20 protein-coding genes are annotated in these 19,030 nt (G+C 36.5%); 6 read left to right on the forward strand and 14 right to left on the reverse strand.

Features of this window, described 5'->3' with window-relative positions; translation table 11 throughout:
• Positions 1 to 134: 134 nt before the first annotated feature.
• The 6 genes from V7121_RS20275 to V7121_RS20300 form a co-directional block, all read right to left on the reverse strand.
• Complete coding sequence (locus tag V7121_RS20275) at positions 135 to 956, reverse strand: DUF2935 domain-containing protein (RefSeq protein WP_335500030.1); 822 nt, start codon at positions 954 to 956, stop codon at positions 135 to 137.
• Between the two features lie 126 nt (positions 957 to 1,082).
• Entirely contained in the window at positions 1,083 to 1,817 is a 735-nt protein-coding gene (locus tag V7121_RS20280; protein ID WP_335500032.1) for a polysaccharide deacetylase family protein, read from the reverse strand.
• A 70-nt stretch (positions 1,818 to 1,887) separates the two neighbouring features.
• Positions 1,888 to 2,541, reverse strand: coding sequence for a DUF2306 domain-containing protein (locus tag V7121_RS20285; RefSeq protein WP_335500034.1), 654 nt, complete (start codon positions 2,539 to 2,541; stop codon positions 1,888 to 1,890).
• A gap of 1 nt (position 2,542) precedes the next feature.
• Positions 2,543 to 2,824 (reverse strand): GNAT family N-acetyltransferase, encoded by a 282-nt coding sequence (locus tag V7121_RS20290; RefSeq protein WP_335500035.1) that lies wholly within the window; start codon positions 2,822 to 2,824, stop codon positions 2,543 to 2,545.
• A gap of 28 nt (positions 2,825 to 2,852) precedes the next feature.
• A complete protein-coding gene (locus tag V7121_RS20295; RefSeq protein WP_335500037.1) occupies positions 2,853 to 3,452 on the reverse strand; it encodes a TetR/AcrR family transcriptional regulator in 600 nt (199 codons plus the stop codon).
• Between the two features lie 29 nt (positions 3,453 to 3,481).
• The gene (locus tag V7121_RS20300; protein ID WP_335500039.1) at positions 3,482 to 4,120 is read right to left on the reverse strand and encodes a VC0807 family protein; all 639 of its coding nucleotides are present in this window, start codon (positions 4,118 to 4,120) and stop codon (positions 3,482 to 3,484) included.
• 188 nt (positions 4,121 to 4,308) lie between these two features.
• Here V7121_RS20300 and V7121_RS20305 point away from each other — a divergent pair, with 188 nt between their 5' ends.
• From V7121_RS20305 to V7121_RS20315, 3 genes are all read left to right on the forward strand, one after another.
• A complete protein-coding gene (locus tag V7121_RS20305; protein ID WP_335500040.1) occupies positions 4,309 to 5,097 on the forward strand; it encodes an HAD family hydrolase in 789 nt (262 codons plus the stop codon).
• A 300-nt stretch (positions 5,098 to 5,397) separates the two neighbouring features.
• The gene (locus tag V7121_RS20310; protein ID WP_335500042.1) at positions 5,398 to 6,264 is read left to right on the forward strand and encodes a MerR family transcriptional regulator; all 867 of its coding nucleotides are present in this window, start codon (positions 5,398 to 5,400) and stop codon (positions 6,262 to 6,264) included.
• 36 nt (positions 6,265 to 6,300) lie between these two features.
• Entirely contained in the window at positions 6,301 to 6,825 is a 525-nt protein-coding gene (locus V7121_RS20315; RefSeq protein ID WP_335500043.1) for a MerR family transcriptional regulator, read from the forward strand.
• Positions 6,826 to 6,886: 61 nt separating this feature from the next.
• Here V7121_RS20315 and V7121_RS20320 read toward each other — a convergent pair whose 3' ends face one another.
• Both V7121_RS20320 and V7121_RS20325 read right to left on the reverse strand, forming a co-directional pair.
• Positions 6,887 to 7,873 carry an acyltransferase family protein gene (locus V7121_RS20320; RefSeq protein ID WP_335500046.1) on the reverse strand — a complete coding sequence of 329 codons (987 nt, stop codon included), beginning with the start codon at positions 7,871 to 7,873 and terminating at the stop codon, positions 6,887 to 6,889.
• Between the two features lie 291 nt (positions 7,874 to 8,164).
• Complete coding sequence (locus tag V7121_RS20325) at positions 8,165 to 9,412, reverse strand: DHH family phosphoesterase (RefSeq protein ID WP_335500048.1); 1,248 nt, start codon at positions 9,410 to 9,412, stop codon at positions 8,165 to 8,167.
• A 209-nt stretch (positions 9,413 to 9,621) separates the two neighbouring features.
• Here V7121_RS20325 and V7121_RS20330 point away from each other — a divergent pair, with 209 nt between their 5' ends.
• Positions 9,622 to 10,593: an NAD(P)H-dependent flavin oxidoreductase gene (locus V7121_RS20330; RefSeq protein WP_335500050.1), complete on the forward strand. Its 972-nt coding sequence runs from the start codon at positions 9,622 to 9,624 to the stop codon at positions 10,591 to 10,593.
• Between the two features lie 65 nt (positions 10,594 to 10,658).
• Here the strand turns inward: V7121_RS20330 and V7121_RS20335 are convergent, their stop codons facing one another.
• The 5 genes from V7121_RS20335 to V7121_RS20355 all read right to left on the reverse strand — a co-directional run bounded on the left by V7121_RS20335 (position 10,659) and on the right by V7121_RS20355 (position 15,384).
• The gene (locus tag V7121_RS20335) at positions 10,659 to 11,342 is read right to left on the reverse strand and encodes a M50 family metallopeptidase (protein WP_335500052.1); all 684 of its coding nucleotides are present in this window, start codon (positions 11,340 to 11,342) and stop codon (positions 10,659 to 10,661) included.
• A gap of 138 nt (positions 11,343 to 11,480) precedes the next feature.
• Positions 11,481 to 12,173, reverse strand: coding sequence for an ABC transporter ATP-binding protein (locus tag V7121_RS20340; RefSeq protein WP_335547603.1), 693 nt, complete (start codon positions 12,171 to 12,173; stop codon positions 11,481 to 11,483).
• Position 12,174: 1 nt separating this feature from the next.
• Positions 12,175 to 13,251, reverse strand: a complete 1,077-nt coding sequence (locus V7121_RS20345; RefSeq protein ID WP_335500056.1) for an ABC transporter permease — start codon at positions 13,249 to 13,251, stop codon at positions 12,175 to 12,177.
• A gap of 72 nt (positions 13,252 to 13,323) precedes the next feature.
• Positions 13,324 to 14,709 (reverse strand): sensor histidine kinase, encoded by a 1,386-nt coding sequence (locus tag V7121_RS20350; protein ID WP_335547605.1) that lies wholly within the window; start codon positions 14,707 to 14,709, stop codon positions 13,324 to 13,326.
• A gap of 3 nt (positions 14,710 to 14,712) precedes the next feature.
• Complete coding sequence (locus tag V7121_RS20355; RefSeq protein WP_335547607.1) at positions 14,713 to 15,384, reverse strand: response regulator transcription factor; 672 nt, start codon at positions 15,382 to 15,384, stop codon at positions 14,713 to 14,715.
• 168 nt (positions 15,385 to 15,552) lie between these two features.
• On the opposite strand from V7121_RS20355, the gene V7121_RS20360 reads away from it, so the two are divergent.
• Positions 15,553 to 16,677, forward strand: a complete 1,125-nt coding sequence (locus V7121_RS20360; protein ID WP_335547608.1) for an ABC transporter ATP-binding protein — start codon at positions 15,553 to 15,555, stop codon at positions 16,675 to 16,677.
• Positions 16,677 to 18,236, forward strand: coding sequence for an ABC transporter permease/substrate-binding protein (locus V7121_RS20365; protein ID WP_335500063.1), 1,560 nt, complete (start codon positions 16,677 to 16,679; stop codon positions 18,234 to 18,236). The genes V7121_RS20360 and V7121_RS20365 overlap by 1 nt, the downstream gene beginning before the upstream one ends.
• Before the next feature lie 57 nt (positions 18,237 to 18,293).
• Here V7121_RS20365 and V7121_RS20370 read toward each other — a convergent pair whose 3' ends face one another.
• Positions 18,294 to 18,911: a TrkA C-terminal domain-containing protein gene (locus tag V7121_RS20370; protein ID WP_335500064.1), complete on the reverse strand. Its 618-nt coding sequence runs from the start codon at positions 18,909 to 18,911 to the stop codon at positions 18,294 to 18,296.
• Between the last annotated feature and the right edge of the window lie 119 nt (positions 18,912 to 19,030).

Below are 19,030 nucleotides of genomic sequence, written 5' to 3' on the forward strand. Positions count from 1 at the left end.
TAAACACCGCCTAATAATGTCAGATTACATTTACACTATTATAACGTTGTTTGATTACATAGAGATTTCGGCTAGTTTACATTTTAATAAAAAACTGTGCTTGCCGACAAAGTGGCTGCACAGTTTTTCCTCATTTAACTAAATGATGGTTTTCGTAAGGAACAATTTGTACTTTCGGAAAGGAGTTCTGGTGCAAAAACAGCAAGCTTCTTAATAAAGTAACAGGTCTCTGGAAAATGATGCTCTAAAAATCTTAGCGTGGTTTTATTTAATATTCTTTCCCCTTTGTACTTTTCAACAACGGTTCCTATATACTTATTCATCTCGATTACAGTTCTACCTACTTCTAAAGCCAGTTCATTTTGGCGAGGAAACCCTTGTTCAGTAAATCGTAGAAATCCTTTTATATGATGGTTTTGTAGTATAAACATCTGAAAACGCTGGGAATAAAGATCTGTTTGTCGTTCAACCGCTATTTCAATCGGGTCTATCAAATTCCTTAATAAAATGATGTGACCCAACTGGTCCTCCAGCCATAAATCCAGCAGTTGATCAAGACGCTGCGGCACAGCTTCCTGACCATTGACATAGTAAGACAAAAGCCGTAAGTATTCTTGATTCTCACTCAAAGTACCGTTCAAATAGGTAGGTGATAAATTAAAATTGATTTGGTTTTTAATTCTTAGATTTTGTAAATGTCCTTCGTACCGGTAATATTCATAGGCAACAGAATACGCTTGTTGTGCAAAAGAAACCCATTCACTTCCTGAAGAACTCAAGGCTGGGTCAATTTTTCGAAGATTATTTAGCAAAATACCGAATGAAGAAATAAACCTCTCTGCCATAGCAATTTCGTTTTTTTCTTCAGGTGACAAATGATCGCGAACAAATATGGCATGATCTTGAAGAATTTCTAGCCAAAATAAATGTTCCTCCCACACACTAATAGTTGTCATAATACTCCCCCCTTTTAGAGAATATTCATCACCAACAACTATATATGTAACATTTTTGTTTATTTTTATCTTTCGAAAATAATAGCTTTAAAAAACGATTACCTTTGTAAAGTATTCGTTCATTAATTAGTTCACATTAACCAATTTTTCGAATTCAGCCAGTGTCGTTGAATATTTTATATATATTCGCGGTAAATAATAGAGTTCATTTTTATATCCTGTCAGCGAAAATGGACCTGGCGTAGTCGTGAGTCCATATTGATAATACTTTTTCGTTTCAGTCACGACATGTTGATTAGTATTCCCATAGGGATATGCAAGTGCAATAACTGGTTTGCCAGTTATTTGTTGAATTTTTTCTTTGGATTCCTGTAGTTCATATTTTAGATTTTCCACTCTGGTTAAATCAGGATGTGTAGCAGTATGAGATTGAATTGAGATTAGTCCTGAGTTTGCTAACACTCTCAAATCTGATTTCGTTAAGCGGTTTGCCCTTCCAATAAAATCGGAAATGACAAAAAAGGTAGCAGTCGGCCGAAAGTTTTCATTAGTGAGCTTTTGAAAAATTGAAAATGCATGGAGATTATTTTTATAGCCATCATCAAGGGTGATAAAAATCGGCTTTGGTACTGATTCAATATCCTGCCAACGTTCAAATGTTAATAGGGTATACCCATGGTTTTTTAAAAAGGTCATTTGCTTCTCAAAGTTTTCAGGAGTTACATATAGCTCCTTCGAGCCAATGCCGGTAAATTCATCGATGGAGTGATAAACTAAAATCGGAACTTTTTGCTTAGCGGACACATTTTTTGGAAGTCCTAAAAGGAGAAGAGTTAGGAATAGCAGGAACATCTTTTTCATAAATTTGCCTCACTTTTATCAGTTTGCCTATCCCCCTTAATATTCCTCCTAACTTCTCAAATCACACGATTTAAATAACAGAATTAGCCGTAGGTCCTGATGAATGTTTCTTACTGTTCTTCGTTCTCCATTCAACAAACAAGAGGTTCATTGCAATCGATAAATAGACTGCGATTGGAAAAGCGACTGAACTATCCAAAAATATCGAAAAAGGGATGACGAAAATCCGAAAAGTGACAAACACCCATGTAATCGCGTAACTACGTAGGATCCATAGCTTATGTTCACTTATTTTTCGCTGGGTAGCTTTGATAACACCCATGGCAGTTGTCCACAGCCAAAAGGCATTTAGGACTAGAAAAGCAATTGTTGAGCTTCTTCCACCTGTAGCAGAAAGAGAAATATATGGGACTACAAGAATATTTATGAATATGGCTGTTGCATAAATCTTCCCTAACAGTTTGTGCAATTTTGGTTTCCTTCGACTGATCTTAGTCAGTTGAAAAGGGCCAATCGCAAGTGAGATCGTGCCAAATAAAATATGAGGATAAAAAAACAATTTCCAGGTTGACAATGAGAAATCTGGATTTTCCATTTTCCCCTTAACCATAGGGGCCCACTCGACTCCATTTAGTAGAAACATAATAAAGATATAAATAGCGAATAAAGCGATCGTAAAATATAATCCACCAATTGTAAGTTTCCTTTTTGTCTCAATTTGCATTTTATTTTTCTCCCTGTTCTAAAATTTTTTCAAAACATTTATATGATACTGACCGAAATGGAAAGCGAATGGTCCCTCTCTCTTGAAATCCAGACCGTTCGTACAGAGTTAATGCCCCTGGATTTTGTCTATATACATCTAGACGAATGCTTGAATACCCATTTTGAAGGGCAAATTCTTCAGCAAATTGGAGCAATTGCTTCCCATATCCTTTCCCTTGAAACTTAGGATGAACCACTAATCGATGATACCGACAGTCGGTTTGTTTTATCGTGCTACCCACCCCTTACCAGGGGGGTTCAGCGCAAGAATCATGTTAAGGTCTTCATTATCATATTAAAAATATCACTAGCGTCTACTTTGTCTTCCTCTGATGAGCTTAGACTTTGTGTTACCCGCAAACCATAGGAAAAGGTCATCATCAGGGTTGACATCTTTTCTGCATCAATTGTTGAAGGAATCACCCCATTTGCCTGCCCCAATTTAATCCATTCAGTACCTGTATCTTTGCTGTAGCGGAAAAGATCCGTGAGTATTCTTTTGACCTTTTCATTATCCTGACTTAACAGGTATATAAAAATTAAGTTTCCAATATCCTTGTTATTTTGCCGCGAGTGAAAAAATTGACTGACAACCCCAAATCGACCTTGATTAGGACTCTCTTCTTTCAAGGATTTAGTAATGGTCATTAGGAATTTTTCATTCATTTCTTCTATTTTCGATTTTAGAATGAGCCCGAATAATTCATCCTTACTGTCTACATAGTGATAGATGGCCCCTTTTGATAGCCCCGATCTTTCAATAATGTCTTTTAAAGTGGTATTTCTACAGCCTTTTTCGAGAATGATTTCTTCAGTTATTGAGAGGATGTGTTGAAAGCTGGGATTATTATAAATAGTTGAATTAGCCATACTACTACCTTCCTTAATATCATGATGTGTTATTGATTATTTATTAATTGGTCTAGACGTATTTTCGCATACCTGCGATATCCTATTGTGAATAGTATCGCCGCACCTATCACACCGTAAAAGATCAGTTGTGATACGGCTAAAAATGTAGAGATTGAAAGTTCGTAGACAAGAATAATCTTGACCACAGCCTCACCTAGTAAAGCAATTCCCCATATTGCAGTCATGATTCGAAGGACAAAACGGAAATAGGGGACCTCCCAATTCTTCTCAAATTTACCCTCAGTTTCATCCTTTGCACTGAATCTGATTGCGAAATGATAAATCAATGGCTTTGCAAAAAACAAGGATGCGATAAATATTAGACCTAACAAGCCAGTAACCACGGATTCCCTTAAGAGAATCAGCCTTTCATTTCCACCAAGAACGAAGGCCAGTAAACTTAATACAAAGCCAGTTAACATAAATAAACCAAATGCATCCGCTATTCGATATTTAATGATATGGTACAAATTATCCCCTAATGGAATCAATGTCGCAAATAATAATGAGACAAAACTGGAATAATGATCTACTAAAAAGTTATAGACCAAAACAGGTAATGCTCCATTGATGATCAGACTTACAACAATTGTTTGAATCACTTTCTTTTTAGATTTAAAATCCACGTGTACTCATCCCCTTTTCACTTTCTAAATATTATAAATCAATAATACAAACCGACCGTCGGTTTGTCAATTATTTAATTTACTTTTTTTACCTATTTTATTACTATCAATTTTATTGATGTGACTTCCTTAAACTAAAAGTGGTAGACTAAAAACAAAATTCTTCGTAAGGAGCTGCATATTCAAACATGACTAACTATAAAGTTTTATTTTTAGATATTGATGGTACTTTAGTGAGACCTGATGACACCATTGAGGATTCAACAAAGGAGGCTATTTCACATGTTCAGGCAAAGGGCTTGGAGGTTTTCTTAGCCACTGGCCGGCCACTACATGAAATTAATGAACTAGCCAAGGAGTTAAATATTAACTCTTTTATTGGCTATAACGGTGCCTATGCCATTTATAAAGGTGACGATCTATTCCAAAAACCGATGAATAGTTCAACAGTTCGGAAATTCTTAGAAATTGCGAAGGAAAACAAGCATGAAATGGTCCTTTATACTAATAGTAAGAACGTCTTTACCAATTTAGATTCAAAGGTCATAACTGAATTTATGCATACATTCCACTTACATAAAAATGAACTATATTCTCCGTCCGTCAATGATGCTGTTTTAGGAATAACACTTATCAATCTTAAGGAAAATGATTCCCTCCTATACAAAAATGAAGAGGGAATCCATTTATCTCAAATCAATGTGGATGGGATGCGGCATTGTTATGATGTCATAAGAGACAGTGTGAACAAGGGTTATGGAGTACAGGTTGTTTTAGAGCAGCTGGGTATCAGTAAGGAAAGCTCGATTGCCTTTGGGGATGGAATGAACGATAAGGAAATGCTCCAAACTGTTGGGGAAGGGTTTGCCATGGGGAACGGCCATCCCGATCTTTTCCAATACGCGAAGCACCAAACGACCAAAGTCACGGATTCTGGTGTTTTTAATGGTTTGAAAAAGCTAGGACTCATCGACTAAAAAAAGTGCAGTGGATTTCAATTCATTTTGAAATTCACTGCACTTTTTTTATGAATGAACATTAAATTCATATGGACCGTTTTGTTAGTAATCGCAAAACCTCCATTTGTCTCGACTCAATTGTTTTTTTGCTAATTTTCGTCATAAAGGATGTTTTTTGCAAAAATTTGTTGGTATTTCGAGTTATCCGTCTTGTTTTGATAGCTTTTGTCATGTTGCAGGAAAATGTCCTACCAAATGGTGAATAACTAACACAAGACGAATAATTTCCTAGAGATAGAGAAAGGATTGACCTTTACAATGAAGACTTATACCTTAAAAGAAGCCGCTAAAAAAATAAATATTAAACCTGGCATGTTACGTCAGTGGGAAAATGATTTCGATGAAATACTTGAAATCCCTCGGTCAAAACAAGGGGCAAGAATATATACAGATTTAGAAATTGATATGCTGGTAGAAATAAAAAAAATGTTTGAAAATAAATTAAGTAAGGAAGACATCATAGAAGTAATCCAAAAAAGACTGCATCCTGAAAGTGAATTGGTCAAAGAAGCCGCCGAGGTCTCACTCGAGGTCATTTCTGAACCTGCCCCACCAATAACCATCCAGGATGCTATAGACGCCCATCAGTTTTTCGAGGCAATGGAAACGTATAAGCAATCCTTCTTAAGTGATGTAAAGAATGAGATTAGGAATGTTGTACGTAAAGAGGTTTTAGAAGAAGTAAAGAAAGAAATAAACAAGGGAACCTATACCACAGTTAAGTCTATATCTGACTCAATTTATAAATCATCGGCTAATACCCAGGCTGAAATACAAGAACTATCAAAAACACTAGAACAGACATCTGAACTCTCAGCTGATTCATTAGAATACCTTTCTAATAATATTGCGAACGTTTCGATCGAGACTTCTCAGGAAATTTATTCGCTCTCAAAGCAGCTATCAGAAACATCGGAGGAATTATCACACTACGTGGATGTTACTAACAATGAGATTTCAAGTCTAACGGAGGCAATGTCCAAAGAGCGGGAATTTTTCATTGAAGAACGTAATCAATACCGCCAAGAAATTACCCAAAGGGAAATCGCATTTCAACAAATGTTAAACAGTTATCGTGATGTAGCCGCAGCCAAGGAAAAGAAATGGTGGAAGTTCTGGGCTTAATATTGAAGAATGATTAAATCATTGGAGGGATTCGAAATGAATACTAGTGAAGTTGCAAAGTTATTAGGTGTATCTACCAGTACTATTCAACGCTGGGTCAAACAACTCGAGTTGCCAATGGAAAGAAATGAGCGTGGTCATTATCATTTTAACAATGAGGATATTGAAATATTAAAGAAAATTCATGAACAACTTCAAAATGGAACACTAATCCAAGAAATAACCCCAATGAAAGAGAAAAAAAGTCCTCGTAAAGCGACGCTTAAACCTGTTGAGGAGAATCAAGCATTAGAAAAGTTGGCTTCCAAAGTCAGTGAATTAGAAATAGAGCTCCATTCAAAAGCAGATGGTGTTGTTTCCTATCAACTACTCCAGCATCGAAGAGAAATAGAGGATTTGCAGGCTCAGGTAAATGAGTTGACTGAGCAGCTTGACCATTTTCAAAAGCTTTTTAATAAACTTAATATACCTAATCAAATTGAAGATCCTATCGTATTTGACTCCAGTAAAGGGAAGCGAAAAAAGAAAAATATCGTTAGCTCATTATTTGGATTCTTGTAGAAGTGAAATAGAGCCGAACCCAGTCAAGGTTCGGCTCTATTTCATATTTTCCCTTGTCGCACTATATCCTTAATTCCACAAGTGGTCGAGTATATTTTTTTGTAAAGTAACTGCCAAGAAATAAACAGATGATTAATGAAATAATGATCAATAAAAGATAGTTTCCTGAAAATGTGGTTAAGTGTTCGTCAGGAACAACTACCTGAAGCGATTTAATTATAAACCCATGGAACAAGTATACATACAGAGTTCTCTCGCCTATTTCGGATACCTTAAGTGGGTTTGAAGGTATCAACATTAAAAAACCAAACACGACAATTAATGTTAGGATATATTGAAGTCCCCGAAATAGCCCATCCGACCATTCTTCCTGACCCATATTAGCATACGAGGTGTCCCCTAATAGCCACGGCACGGCATCATGCGGGAATTTGAATCCTAAAAAGAAAAGTGTCCCAAGGATAATAACTAAACCAATAGGCAGAGAGTATTTGGCCCGAATTGCCTTTTTTAGCTGATCCCCATTGAGTAAATACCCCAATAAAAAATAGGGGAAAAAGACAAAGGTTCTAGATATGCTTAAATAACTACCGACATGATCAATAAAACCAATGCTAATCCCCAGTCCAACCGCCCAGAAAAACCCCATCCATTTAAACCTTGCAAAAACATAGAGTAGTAAATTCCAACAAAATAAACTCAATAAAAACCAAAGAGACCAATGTGGCTGTAATAAGTTGATTTCTAAATGAGATTCTTGCCCATTTAAGTAATAATAAATGGAATAAATAATTTGAAAAATAACATAAGGCAACAATATTTTTTTAACCGACTTAGCAAAGTAGCCTTTCTTTTTAAAACCCTTTGCAAAATATCCTGAAATAAAGATAAAAGCTGGCATGTGAAATAGAAAAATGACTGTATATAAGGTAAATAGAATCCCATCTTTTTCTTTCAAAGGACTGATCAAATGACCGAAGACAACCAAAAAAATCAGGATAAATTTAGCATTATCAAAATACTTACTCCTTTTAGATGTTGAAGCCATCCTATCACCCCATTGTCTTATTCACCAAAAGGTATATTACTATATTTATTCAACATGTCAATCAACAAATTCTACCATCCAAAAACCAGTGAAACCTGGCAAAATATCATCTTTAATCTAATCATAACGTAAAGGTATTACAGATGTATGTTAGTGAAATTACTTTATGTTTCATAGCGATTACAATATTGAAATAACACTCTCAAAGACCTACGATTAAATTACCATTTGAACCTTAACAAAACATTAATTAACCCACACAAAAAGAGCTTGGTCATCCCAAGCTCTCGTTTATTCCTTAACTATATCGATCAAGAGATTATTAATCATCTCGGTATGGTTTTGCTTTATTTTATCAATAGGGACCTTAAACAAGGCGGATAACTGATAAAAATAGTCTTGATCATATTGAAGCCATGAAGAATAATTTCTTTTCAGATAACGCTCCGCTTCCTCAAACGTAGCAAAGGTTTGCTCCAGCTTCTTCTGATTATGTACGATATCATAATCACTTTCACCCTTTGCGATGATGTATGAAATATCGTTCATTTGATTTTGGAAGGCAGAGACAGCATTAGAATTTCTCAGATTGTATTCATTCCGATCTGCATCTGGTTTCATTGGAAGGAGCTCAAACACATTCACCACAAATTGCTGAAACGCTTCACTTGTCATTTCAGATCCTGAAGCTTTTGGATGTCCCCCTCCACCGTAACGTTTGGCAAATTTAGCTACGTTTATTTCATCATGAATGGTCCTAAACCCCATTTTCTTACCACTCATATTCAGGAGGACAATCATATCCATATGTGGGTACAAATTGTTTAGCGCATTTCCTAGCTCTGATAAATATTGCTCTGCATGGACTATCCCGATGCAAAAATCATCAATAAAGGTTTGGACAATTTGCCTGCTTTTTGAATGAATATACCGATTAATCTTTTGCTCCTCAATATCAAGAAGCATATTTTCAGTTTCAGATAACGTAAACGAATCAGTATTTTCCGTTAACCTTTTCAGCATTTCTTCTTCAAACTGCTCTCGATTTCTTATGTAGAATAAATCATTTAATCGTTTAGCTGCTATATTATTATTTTCATCCCATTCCCAGGTATCATATTGGCGTACTAATTCAATAAACTCCTCTAACGCTTTACTTCTCTCGAGCTTCCCATGTGTAATTAAGTAATCATAAAATAACGAAGTGGCACATGTCTTCTTACCAGTTTCATACTCAGGAATCACGCTTGCCCATTTGTATTCATTAAAATGCATTGCCGTCACATGATGGTCAATCATTTGCACAGGTCTCCCCTGCTGAAACCGCTCCTCGAGTTTCTTTTCCACCTGTTCATTCACTGCCAAATCAGTAATATAAATTTCCTCTTTATTATTCTCTGGATTTTTAATAACAGCCTCGACTCGCTGATTTAAATTCCGATAAGAACAATAATAAACATGGGCTTTATCTCCAAAAACTAACTTGGCAATCAGCCCGCAGCCTAGACCATCAAGGTCGATATCTGTAAATATAATCATAATTATTACCACCATCCATTTTTTCAGTTCATACCGTATCGTTTGGTTTCCACAAATTTTTTATACAGTAAGTTACTATTAAAAACCTTCAGGTCTTATTTTAACATACTAGTAAATTATACCACCTGCCCTTATGACCTGGTGATAGTAATCACAGACATATCAAAAATACCGTGGTATGATTTATCAGAAGTTTCTAATTCAAAACTGTGAAACGGGGTTATAAATTGAACTTTCCACAACTTAAAATAGGTCACATGATGCCTAAGGTTCCCATTATGCAAGGCGGAATGGGTGTAGGTATTTCACTTAGCAAATTGGCTTCAGCTGTTGCAAATGCCGGCGGAATTGGAATTATATCAGGTACGGGGATTTCTACAGACGAGATGAGAGCACATATCAGAACGGCGAAAAGCCTTATTAAAGATGCTGGCTACATTGGAGTAAATGTTTTATTTGCAATGAATGACTTTGCCGAAAAAATGAAAGCTGCTTTAGAAGAAAAAGTGGACTTTATTATTTCTGGCGCTGGAATCTCCCGCGATATGTATGCTTGGGGAAAACAAGCAGGAATTCCGGTTCTCTCGATTGTCTCTTCTGCTAAATTAGCTAGAATTTCCGAACGACTTGGAGCTGCAGCAGTTGTCGTTGAAGGATTTGAAGCAGGTGGACATCTTGGTACGGATCGCCCGATGTTCGATATCCTTCCAGAAATTGTTGAAGCAGTTTCCATTCCCGTTATTGCTGCAGGCGGAATCATGACTGGCGGCGATATTGCAAAAGCACTGGCAATGGGTGCGTCTGGTGTACAAATGGGGACTCGCTTTGTCGCGAGCGAGGAATGCGATGCACCATTAGCTTTTAAGCAAAAATATGTGGATGCAGGTAAAGAAGATCTAGTCTTGGTAAAAACAACAGTTGGTCTTCATGGACGAGCCATTAATAATAATTTTGCTAAATTAATCAGCGGACCAGATAAATTAAAAATTGCAAAATGCATTGATTGTCTAAAAAATTGTTCTTACCGCTTTTGTACCATGGATTCTCTACTGGTATCAATGAATGGTGATGTTGAAAATGGACTGGTATTTGCTGGAGCAAGAGTTGGTGAAATTAAAGACATACTTCCTGTTCAAACTATCATCGACAACCTCACCCAAGAATACAAGGAAGCAACGTAACACTTGAAAATGACCAAAGAAAAACAACGAGCCAACCAAAGTATTCTAGTTGGCTCGTTGTTTTTTTAATTACTAAATTTATAATATCCCCTTTTTAATCCGTAATAACAGAACCATAGTGCTTGAGCAAAGAAAAATATCCCCCAGATTTGCGCTGGTATAATCCCTGTAAGCCGCGCAAGATTAGCTGCGTCCCCTGCAGACTGCGGCTGCAATAGGCTGATATACAAGATTTCATAGGCACTTTGGACGGAGTCCACTAATAAGATCGAGGCAATTAAAAGTAACAAATGATCTCTAAAGCTTTGATTCCCTTTAATAAGTAAGAAAAGAAAGGCAACGGCAAATGAGCATAGCCAAAACAAACCATAAGGATTCCTTACCCAAAAGATCAGATTCAAGACAATAAATCCTAACAAAATATCAACCAACAAATTTTGCTTTTTCTTACCAATTAATAAAAAGGACAAACACGCCATAAATGAGGCAAATGTGTAGCCCGCTAGACTGGTTAAGAAACTTCCAATCCACGTTGACTGATTACTATATGTAGCCCCTTCGGAGTTCATGAATAATGAAATTCTTTCGACATTCCCGCCAAAAAGAGCAATTAAAGCATGACCGGACTCATGGATTAGCGTATTGATGACTTTTACATAGTTTCCTAGGAAAGGCACATGAATTAACAGAAAAGCAAATACGAGGAAAAGGAAAAACTTCGCACTGAATTTGTCTCGAACAAAGCTCAAAATAGATTCTCCTCTTTTTTATCAATTTTTAATCTATCTATATTTTAACATCTATTGCTGTTCCTTTTCCAAATTTAAACTTCAAATATGGGAAATCAAAAAAAACTAGCAATCACTCAGATTGCTAGCAGCTTACACTTATTTTCTGTTTCCTTGTTCAATTAGTTGTCCATCTCTCATTACATAAATCCGATCACAAAGCGGGAGGATCTGCTCATCATGAGTAACAATGATTGCAGATTTGTTTTGCTCTTTTACGATGTTTGAGATTAACTCAATGATGGCAATACTTCGATTGGAATCCAAACTAGCAGTCGGTTCATCAGCTAAAATGATTTCAGGAGCATTTATAAACGCTCTGGCAATGGCCACTCGCTGTCTTTCTCCACCTGATAATTGATGTGGATAAAATTTTGAACGATGTTCCATCTCCACTGCAATTAGCATGGCTTTAACCTTTCTTTTACTATCTTTGGACCATTGATTCGCCATTTTTAAAACAAGGCTCAACTGTTCCTCGACCTTTAAATAAGGGACCAAGTTCGATGTTTGGAAGATATATCCTAAGTGATTTAATCTAATGTTTGCCTTCTCCACATCGCTAAAAGATGCTATATCTGTTCCATTTATAATCACCTTTCCACGATCAGGGGATTGCAAGGCACCCGCAATTGATAAAAATGTCGACTTACCCGATCCAGAAGGTCCAACAATTGCCACCACTTCACACATTTTTAAACGGAAGGATAAGTTTTTCACGATATGATTTACCTTATCCCCATCTTTAAATGATTTTTCTACATCTTCCAAAATTAACGGTTCCATCATCATATTATTCTACTCTCCCCATTGCTTGAATTGGATCAGCCTTGACAATATTTAATACCGATAATAATGAGCCGAATATCGATACGAGAAATAAGATTCCTGAGAATTTAGCGATTTGTACAAAATCGAATATAAACGGGATATCATCTGGAAGTATTTCCATAAAACCCTTTGTAAAGGCAACTGCAGCAGCAATACTAACTATGGTTAACATGATAACCTGAAAGATGGTTGATTTAACCAATTGGCTCGATTTTGCACCGATGGCTTTCAGGATGCCAAATTGTACCGTTTTTTGGATGGTCATAATATAAAAGAAGGCAGCTAAAACAAAAACAGCAATCACGATTAAAAACGATAACATCATATAAAGTGAATTTTGTTCAGCTGTATAGCCAGGAATACCTTTGACCACCTGGTCCTTTTCCACCCATTCACCATTTTTCATTAAGCTAGCAATTTCCTTTTTCACTCTTACATTTTCTTTGCTTATAGCAATACCATTAAATTCACTTTTACCAGATCTGCCTGCGATCTCTCCCCATGTGCCAAGCGATATAAGGGCAACAGGTGTATGGCTAAAGGTTTGGTCATCAAGAAAACCTGCAACCTTTAAACTGACGCCACTCCTTGCGTCTTCAACAATCATTCCTTTTTTAACAGTTCCTGAGAGCGAGCGGTCTAGGAAGACAGCATTCTCCTCGCGTGTTTCTAAACCCTGACCAGCTGGGTCTAAAAAACTACCTGGCTGTACAGCCATAAATGTAATATCTAATTTATCTTCGGAATTCACTTTAGAAATGGCTCCCATTTGAATGCCAATTGGCTGCGCCTCACTTTTCGCTGTCAATTTCTCTAAATCAACCCTTAAATGGGAACGATCAATTCTATCCTCTGCACTCTTTTGCAAATAAAATGATTGTGCAGGCATATTAATGATTGAAGAAGCATTGTTCATCGACAGGCCATTGGCAAGTCCACTAATGACAAAAACAAGTATCGCTACAAAAAAAAGAATAAAGCTGATTAATAAATATCTCACTTTAAAAAATGTCATTTCTTTAAATGGTAATGAGTACATAAAAAAATTCACCTTCCCTTTCATTTCATAAACAGAATACTGTTTGAATATGAACGGAAGATGAACGTCACTTTACAATTTCGGAAGAAACACTGTAAAAGTAGTCCCTTTCCCTTCTTTGCTTTCTATATCAATTTTTCCATGGTGTAAATCAACAATGGATTTGACGATGGACAAACCTAAACCAGTACCTTCAACTGAACGTGCTCTTGACGCATCTGCCCTGTAAAAGCGGTCAAAGATTCTTTCAAGTTCCTTCAGACTTAAACCCACGCCTGAATCTATAATAACTACGACAACTTCTCCATCCGTTTCGGTCAATTCAATTTCAATCGTTCCATTTTCGCGATTATACTTTATTGCATTCGTCAACAAATTTTCCCAAACAGAATATAACAATGCCGGATCCCCTTTAACCGTAGCATCAGGGAGTGAATAACTCATCATAATTCCTTTATCAAGAGTACTCCATTCGTATTGGTGAATAACAGCTTTAAGCTGTCCTGAGATATCAACCGTACTAACATCCATTAAATCCGTTTTACTTTCAATGGTAGATAGAAGTAAAAGCTGCTTGGTCATACTAGAAAGCCGATTTACCTCCGATTGGACCACCTCTAGATATTGTTGCTTTTCTCTCTCACTTTTGTCGCTATTTTCCATTAAGTTCAGATAACCTTTTATGTTGGTTAGTGGTGATTGAATATCATGAGATATATTGGTAATTAGCTCTTTTCTTAACGCATCTACTTTTGCTAATTTTTGAGACATCCTCGTAAAACTAACAGCTAAATTTCCAAGTTCGTCGCTTCGGTCAATATCCAACTTTATTGAAAAATTTCCTTCTGCAATTTCTTTTGTTGCATCATTAAGTTTTCTGATTGGCTTAATTAAAAATTTCGTACTAACTAGAACCAATATGACACTTAGCACAATTGAAATGATTAGCAGCCAGCCAAACAGAATATGCATCTCATTAAACATGAGCTTAATATCCGGTCTGATAAACATGGCATATTTTTTTCCTTTATACTCAAAAGGAACACCGACCGAATTTTTTAATTCGTTTGCGAAAAAGCCAGTTACAAAGGTTTTATGAGGAAAGATCCGAATTCCATGATATACCTTTCCCTCTAATACTTGACTAGGAATATCATTGGGTAGATTTTTTTCTCTAAACGCTGAGCCAAAAAATTGCTCATCCTTATCGTTATTTAGTAATAGTATTTGATAACCAATTGCACCGATATGATTAAAATAGTCCTCTAAACTAATCAAAGGGTGCTTACTCGCAAAGTCAGCTATTTCATAAGCAAAATTGGTAATCTTCTCGTCATTTTGCTGTTTCAATTTGATTTGGTAATAAGCATTGGATAGAAGAAATGAAATAATCCCACTGACAACCATGATCATAATCGTGATAAAGGCAAATTTACTATACAAAGATTTCATTATCATAAGTTATAGAACCTCCAGGGAATAGCCAACACCTCTGATCGTTTTGATGACAAAATCATCGGCAATATTAGCAAACCTCTCCCGTAATCGTTTGATATGAACATCGACGGTTCGTTCATCCCCGTCAAAATCAAGTCCCCATATTTTTTCAATTAAATGACCGCGGCTAAATACTTGATTTGGATGGGTAGCTAGGAAAGTCAATAATTCAAATTCCTTTAAGGGGAGCATGAGTGTCTTGTTTTTGATCTTCACCTCATAGCTTTTTTTGTTTATGTATAACGAACCAACCTTAATATTCGCTTCACCCGTTTTTCCGTATCTTCTTAACAGGGCATTGACCCTAAAAATTAATTCTTTGGGTTCAAACGGTTTAATTAAATAATCATCCGTCCCTGAGTCAAAGCCCTTTTCCTTATCTTCAATCTGGCTTTTGGCCGTTAATAAGATAATGGGAATATCATACTCTTTACGAATTTCAGTTGTTAAATGGTACCCATCCATGACTGGCATCATAATATCGACAATTGCCAATTCACAAACCTCTTTTTCTAATAATTCAAGTGCTGCTAGACCATTTTCCGCTTCAATCACTTTAAATCCTTCTTTCATTAGAAGGCTTGTCACAAGATTGCGGATTAACAGATCATCATCAACAATTAAAATAGTTTTCATCCTAACACCCACTTACTCTTTCGCTATTTTTCTCATCTAATTGTACTTAATGCCTAATGAATTGGAAAGGAGCAAAATCGAACATGATTAGACAAACTAACAACTCATGTGTTACCATTAAGTTGTTGCATTTAAACAGCACCTATTTTATTACAAGGGGGAATGAAATTGATCGAGTTTAAAAATATTGTTAAGAAATATCGAACCAAAACCATTATTAAGCCTTTTTCATTGGATATTGAGGCTGGTCAACTGGTTGTTTTTATCGGACCGAGTGGCTGCGGGAAAACGACCTTGCTGAAAATGATTAATAAGTTGATTCAGCCAACCTCAGGAAAGATTTTTGTAAATGGAACAGATATCTCGACCATGAATCCAATTGAACTGCGCAGAAATATTGGGTATGTGATTCAAAATACTGGATTGTTTCCTCATATGTCGATTAAAGAAAATTTAGAGTTGATTCCCAAGTTAAAAGGTGAAACCCCTGATTCCATTGCTAAGAAAACTGGAGAACTGCTTGAGCTAGTTGGATTAGACCCTAATGAATACTTACATCGATATCCTAAAGAATTAAGTGGCGGCCAGCAGCAAAGAATTGGCGTCGCAAGAGCATTCTCTACCAACTCCGATATCATTTTAATGGATGAACCATTTAGCGCATTAGATCCTATCACAAGGAGCTCCCTTCAAGATGAACTTTTCCAAATGCAAAAGGAATTAAACAAGACGATCATCTTTGTCACTCATGATATGGATGAAGCTATTAAAATAGCTGATAAGATTTGTATTTTAAAAGACGGTGATATTCTCCAATATGATACACCTGAAAATATTCTAAAGAATCCTGCCAATGACTTTGTTGAAGACTTTATTGGCAAAAGAAGGGTTTGGAATAATCCTGAATTATTAATGGCGGAAGATATTATGATCCCTAATCCTGTTAAGATTACCGCCATGCGTACCGTACTTCAGGCGATTGAGATTATGAAAGATCAAAAGGTTGATAGTTTAATGGTTACTGATAAACATAATGTTCTTAAAGGTTTAGTGACTTTGAAAAGCATCCAATTACTAAATCGAACGACACCGATTGAAATGATTATGGAGCATAATGTTCTTTCGGTTTCTCAGGGGGCTAATTTGATTTCAGTTTTAGCTACAATGAATGAACATAAAATTGGTTACGTCCCTGTTGTGAATAATACGAAGCAATTGATTGGTCTTATTACAAGAAGTAGTATTTTATCAGCATTAAGTAGTCAATTAATCGATTTGGAGGTGGCCTTTTAATGAGTGGATTTTGGAACTATATAAGCACGAACTACGATCAGATTTTTAGTTTACTAGGCCAACATTTATATTTAAGCGTAATATCAGTCCTGGTAGCGATTATTATCGGGATTCCGCTTGGCATTTTAATTTCACGGGAGCAAAAGTTAGCAAAACCAATTATTGGAACTACGAATGTGATTCAAGCTGTACCGAGTTTGGCATTACTAGGGTTTCTCATTCCCTTTGTAGGAATTGGGAGTACACCAGCGATCATAATGGTCGTTCTTTATTCGCTTCTGCCAATCGTTAAAAACACTTATACAGGCCTGACGAATATCGACGGAGACATTCTGGAAGCCGCCAAAGGAATCGGTCTGACCAAGAGTCAAACGATGCGAAAGGTTCAGTTACCACTAGCCTTCCCGATGATTATGGCGGGTATCAGAATTTCAGCGGTTACCGCTGTTGGATTAATGACAATTGCTGCATTCATCGGAGCGGGCGGCCTTGGGTATCTTGTGTTCTCCGGAGTACAAACGGTCGACAATTATATGATTTTGGCCGGAGCCATTCCTGCCTGTATCCTTGCTCTCCTCATCGACTTTATTGTTGGGAAACTAGAATCCTCCCTTTCCTATACTAGTAAACAAAAGTCGGCATTACGGGTGAGCAAAACGTCAAAAAAATTAATGATTAGTTTTACAAGTATTTTATTAATCATCGCTGGTGCTTTTACCGTTTATGCAAAGGCGACAGCAGAAGAGAAAATTGTCATTGGTTCAAAAAATTTCAACGAGCAATTAATTTTAGGAAATATGTATGCCGATTTAATTGAGGCTAAAACGGATATTAAAGTCGAACGAAATCTGAATCTTGGCGGAAGTCAAGTTGCCTTCAGTGCCCTTAAAACCGGCGACATTGATATGTATGTAGAATATACAGGAACGGGTTTAGTGAATATCTTAAAACAGCCTCCACAAAGCGATCCAGATAAAGTTTATAATGTTGTTAAAAAGGAATTCAAACAACAATATGGTTTTGATTTATTAAAACCGATTGGATTCAATAACACCTATGCTTTAGCTGTACGTCAAGACACTGCAAAAGCATATGATTTAAAGACGGTATCCGATTTAGCTAAAGTAAGCCCTGATTTAACAATGGGACCTACAATTGAATTTTCAAATCGAGAAGACGGGTTACTCGGACTATCTAAAGAATATAATATGAAATTTAAAGACGTAAAGGCGATTGATGGCGGGTTGCGCTATACCGCACTAGACAATCATAAGAGCGATGTCATCGATGCCTTCTCAACTGATGGGTTACTTGAAGAATTCCATCTCAAGGTCTTAAAGGATGATAAAAACTTCTTCCCCCCTTACTATGCGGTTCCGATGTTCAGAGAGGAAACATTAAAAGAATATCCCGTACTTAAAAAAGTTACCAATTCCTTAGCCGGAAAGCTAACAGATGAAAAAATGCGAGAACTCAACTATAAGGTTGACAGTCTCAAACAATCTCCTGCAAAAGTAGCAAAGGAATTTTTAAAGGCAGAAGGATTATTAGATGAATAGTGAAATGCAAAAGCCGGTCTGTTTAACGACCGGCTTTTGCATTTTCTTTCAACCATTTTACTCTTGCATAAAATGAAGGACTCTATCATATGTTTCTTCTGCACCAATAATAAGGAGAACGTCACCCTCAAGAATAAGTGCATATGGACCCGGTGAAATAATTAATTCACCTTTTCGCTTCATGCCAATAACCGTCCCTCCTGTATTTTGCCAAAACTTTACTTCTGAAATAGTTTTTCCGATGTGAATACAGTCTGGAAGTACTTCGATCTCGATCGGTGCTAATGGATTAGTGTGACGCAGCTTTCCGGAATAGTCCATGATTTTTCTGAGAGTTTCAAATAACCGTTCATCTAGCTTATCCCGTTCGGATATAAGTGAATTCATTTGCTTCTCTAAGTCCTTAATACTTGCCAAGCTTGAGAATCGTTGTATGTATTTATAAGCGTTTTCGCGTGATGATATTTCAATTCCACTCCCCTTTGTGGAGTGAACAATTTCTACGTCCTCTAAAATCTTGATAGCTCGCCTGACCGTTTCTGGAGAAACCTTATATTCACTAGCTAAAGTAGATCTTCCATGTATCTTCTCGCCAACCTTGAATTTCCCATTGTATATTCTATTGGCTAAATCGATCGCAATTCGTTCGTAAGTCGGTATTTGTGCTTTTTGCATAACATCCTCCACCGCCATCTTTATCTATGTATACCTTACCAATATACCCTTTTGTATGTGCTGATGCGAGTTTTCCTTGCAAAATATCTAAGTGATTTCATTTACACTTATTGGACATA

Origin of the sequence: Neobacillus drentensis, from assembly GCF_036962125.1 — a bacterium.
GTDB classification, from domain to species: domain Bacteria; phylum Bacillota; class Bacilli; order Bacillales; family Cytobacillaceae; genus Neobacillus; species Neobacillus drentensis_B.

What these genes read in the sequence shown, in the direction of transcription:
- V7121_RS20305 (WP_335500040.1), top strand. Translation starts at nt 4,309, where the DNA reads ATGACTAACTATAAAGTTTTATTTTTAGATATTGATGGTACTTTAGTG.
- V7121_RS20275 (WP_335500030.1), bottom strand. Translation starts at nt 956, where the DNA reads ATGACAACTATTAGTGTGTGGGAGGAACATTTATTTTGGCTAGAAATT.
- V7121_RS20320 (WP_335500046.1), bottom strand. Translation starts at nt 7,873, where the DNA reads ATGGCTTCAACATCTAAAAGGAGTAAGTATTTTGATAATGCTAAATTT.
- V7121_RS20345 (WP_335500056.1), bottom strand. Translation starts at nt 13,251, where the DNA reads ATGTACTCATTACCATTTAAAGAAATGACATTTTTTAAAGTGAGATAT.
- V7121_RS20355 (WP_335547607.1), bottom strand. Translation starts at nt 15,384, where the DNA reads ATGAAAACTATTTTAATTGTTGATGATGATCTGTTAATCCGCAATCTT.
- V7121_RS20295 (WP_335500037.1), bottom strand. Translation starts at nt 3,452, where the DNA reads ATGGCTAATTCAACTATTTATAATAATCCCAGCTTTCAACACATCCTC.
- V7121_RS20310 (WP_335500042.1), top strand. Translation starts at nt 5,398, where the DNA reads ATGAAGACTTATACCTTAAAAGAAGCCGCTAAAAAAATAAATATTAAA.
- V7121_RS20280 (WP_335500032.1), bottom strand. Translation starts at nt 1,817, where the DNA reads ATGAAAAAGATGTTCCTGCTATTCCTAACTCTTCTCCTTTTAGGACTT.
- V7121_RS20370 (WP_335500064.1), bottom strand. Translation starts at nt 18,911, where the DNA reads ATGCAAAAAGCACAAATACCGACTTACGAACGAATTGCGATCGATTTA.
- V7121_RS20350 (WP_335547605.1), bottom strand. Translation starts at nt 14,709, where the DNA reads ATGATAATGAAATCTTTGTATAGTAAATTTGCCTTTATCACGATTATG.
- V7121_RS20365 (WP_335500063.1), top strand. Translation starts at nt 16,677, where the DNA reads ATGAGTGGATTTTGGAACTATATAAGCACGAACTACGATCAGATTTTT.
- V7121_RS20315 (WP_335500043.1), top strand. Translation starts at nt 6,301, where the DNA reads ATGAATACTAGTGAAGTTGCAAAGTTATTAGGTGTATCTACCAGTACT.
- V7121_RS20285 (WP_335500034.1), bottom strand. Translation starts at nt 2,541, where the DNA reads ATGCAAATTGAGACAAAAAGGAAACTTACAATTGGTGGATTATATTTT.
- V7121_RS20340 (WP_335547603.1), bottom strand. Translation starts at nt 12,173, where the DNA reads ATGATGATGGAACCGTTAATTTTGGAAGATGTAGAAAAATCATTTAAA.
- V7121_RS20325 (WP_335500048.1), bottom strand. Translation starts at nt 9,412, where the DNA reads ATGATTATATTTACAGATATCGACCTTGATGGTCTAGGCTGCGGGCTG.